This window comes from Candidatus Roseilinea sp. NK_OTU-006 (assembly GCF_012931985.1).
GTDB lineage: Bacteria > Chloroflexota > Anaerolineae > J036 > Brachytrichaceae > JAAFGM01.
Genome location: NZ_JAAFGM010000114.1, coordinates 1 through 2,540 on the forward strand (window position 1 = coordinate 1; position 2,540 = coordinate 2,540).

Genomic DNA, 2,540 nt, shown 5'->3' on the forward strand with positions numbered 1-2,540 from the left:
CGACTTTCAGGACATCCGCGGCTACGACTCGATCATCCCCAAGCAATACACCGACTTCATGCAGGCCATCGAGCCGCAGGGCGAGCTGCTCTACAACCGCATCGCGCCGATCAAGAATGCGCAGAGCCTGGAGTCGCCGCTGCTGGACCTGCTCGGCGTGAAGTATGTGGTGACGGAAGAGACGATCCGCACGCCCGGCCTCTCGCTCTTCTACGACGACGGCGCGACGCGCATCTACCGGAACGAGCGGGCCATGCCGCGCGCCTTCACCCTGCCGGTCCGCAGCACCGTCGTCGCCGACGACTTCGCCCAGGCGATTCAGCGTTACGACCCGCGCAAGTTCGTTTTGGTGGATCGCGATGTATGGCGCGCGGCGCAGCCGCTGGCATCCCCGGGCGCGCCGCCAAGCGATGCCGACCCCTCGCCGGCTTCGTTCTCGCCGGCCAGCGTCACGTCGTACCGCAACAACGAGGTGTGGGTGGACGCCCAGATCGGCGCGCCGAGTTGGCTGGTGCTGGCCGACAGTCACTTTCCCGGCTGGCGCGCCTTTGTCCGGCCGCTGGGCGCGCCGGATAACGCCGAGCGCGAAGTGCCGGTGTTCAAGGTCAACGGCAATTTTCGCGGTGTGTTACTCGGGAGTGGAGCGTCGGTAGTGAATCCAAGCCCATTCCCGACTCCCGATTCCCCACAGGCCTTCACCGTGCGCTTCCGCTACTCACCCGACTCGTTCCGCATCGGCGCGTTCGCCACGTTCATCGCGCTGGCGGCGATGCTTTTCCTGGGCGGCGTGTATGTCTGGCGCAACGCCGTGCGCGAGGCACGCGCGTCCGGCGTGCGCCTGGTGGCGCGCAACAGCTTGATCCTGACCGGCCTGAACATCGCGGCGCGGCTGATTGACTTCGCCTTCGCGCTGCTGATGCTGCGCGTGCTGGGGCCGGAGGGCGCCGGCAACTTCTACTTCGCCGTGGTCCTCGTCGGCTGGTTCGAGATCGTGATGAACTTCGGCCTGAACACCTTCCTCACCCGCGAAGTGGCCCGCGACCGCGCCAACGCCCAAGCCTATCTGCTCCAAACCAGCCGGCTGCGCATGTTGCTGGCGTTGGGTGTCGCGCCGGTGGTGCTGTTGCTGGTACTGATCTGGCGAGCGGCGTTCAACCTGGCCTTCGAGGCGGAGATCGCCATCCTGTTGCTCGCGCTCAGCCAGATTCCCGGCAGCCTATCCACCGGCCTGAGCGCCGTGTTCTTCGCCTACGAGAAGGCCGAAGTCCCCGCCGCGCTCACCATCGTCAGCGCACTGCTGAAAGCCATCATCGGCGCGACGCTGCTGTTGCTCGGCTGGGGCGTGATCGGACTGGGCATCACGTCCATCGTCGTCAACGTCATCACGCTGGCCCTTCTGCTCTTACTGGCCGGGCGCGTGTTGGCTTGCGACTGCGGATCGCCGATCGGTCGCCCGTCCTCGGTCAGCAATCGTCGGCCATCCTGCGCGAGTCTTTCCCCTTGATGCTGAACCACCTGCTGGCCACGCTGTTCTTCAAGGTAGATGTGCCGATGCTGCAGGCAATCAAAGGGCCGGTGGCGGTGGGTTGGTATAGCGCGGCCTACAAGTTCATTGACGCCTTCAATATCATCCCGGCCTTCTTCACCCAGTCGCTGTTCCCGGCCATGTCGCGCATGGCGCTACAGCGCGACGGGTCGCTGGCGCGCTCATACACGCTGGCGCTCAAGCTGCTGGTGATGATGGCGCTGCCGCTGGCCGTGGCCACGGCCTTCCTGGCCGAGCCGATGATCGCCGTGCTCGGCGGGCGCGAATTCTTGCCGAACGGCGCGATCGCGCTGGCCATCATGGCCTGGAGCATGCCGATCGGCTGGATCAACAGCGTGACGAACTACGCGCTGATCGCCGCCGGCCAACAACGTGCGCTGACGCGCGCCTTCATCATCGGACTGACGTTCAACGTCGTGACCAACGCGATCTTCATCCCGATGTTCTCATTTGTCGCTGCGGCAGTCACCACCATCTTCAGCGAGATCGTCGAGGGGGCGGCGTTCTACGTCTTCGTCCGTCAGTACATCGCGCCGGTGAACTGGGTCGAGGTGCTGGCCAAGCCGTTCCTCGCGTCGGGCGTGATGGCCGGCGTGACGGCGCTCTTGGCCGCCGGTGGACTCGCACTCCCAGGCGTGCTGTTCGGTTTAGCCGCCTACGCCGCCGTGCTCTGGCTGACCGGCGTCCTGGCTCCTCAAGAACGCGAGATCTTGCGGCCGCTCGTCAGGCGCCGTGCGTAAACACCCTGTTGCAGGGCGCGGCGCATGCAGAGATACAACCTGGCTACTTCTTGCGCTGCTGAAGCCATCGGTTGAATGATGCAGGGCTTTCTGTTGATCGCTTCCCTAACAACAAACCCTCGACGCCGATGTCCTCGTCGAGATCAGGCCAGTGAATGCCATAACCTGCACCGCTAATTTGGAAGTGGCCACGCTCCTCGGGCGTTCCGTGTGCCAGACGCGGATACCATACAATGGGCACGCTGATCGTGCGC

General features: G+C 64.8%; 3 protein-coding genes. 2 read left to right on the forward strand and 1 reads right to left on the reverse strand.

Annotated features, from left to right (window positions below):
• On the forward strand, positions 1 to 1,504 hold a 1,504-nt coding region (locus tag GXH28_RS16710; RefSeq protein ID WP_169239989.1), incomplete at its 5' end, for an oligosaccharide flippase family protein.
• Complete coding sequence (locus GXH28_RS16715; protein WP_169239990.1) at positions 1,504 to 2,286, forward strand: oligosaccharide flippase family protein; 783 nt, start codon at positions 1,504 to 1,506, stop codon at positions 2,284 to 2,286. The genes GXH28_RS16710 and GXH28_RS16715, both read left to right, overlap by 1 nt.
• A gap of 43 nt (positions 2,287 to 2,329) precedes the next feature.
• On the opposite strand, the gene GXH28_RS15960 is transcribed toward GXH28_RS16715, so the two are convergent.
• A partial coding sequence (locus tag GXH28_RS15960) for a DUF2442 domain-containing protein (RefSeq protein WP_169239991.1) occupies positions 2,330 to 2,540 on the reverse strand: 211 nt, incomplete at its 5' end.

Bases quoted from the DNA above. Each gene is read 5' to 3' on its own strand.
- GXH28_RS16715 (WP_169239990.1), top strand. From the start codon at position 1,504: ATGCTGAACCACCTGCTGGCCACGCTGTTCTTCAAGGTAGATGTGCCG.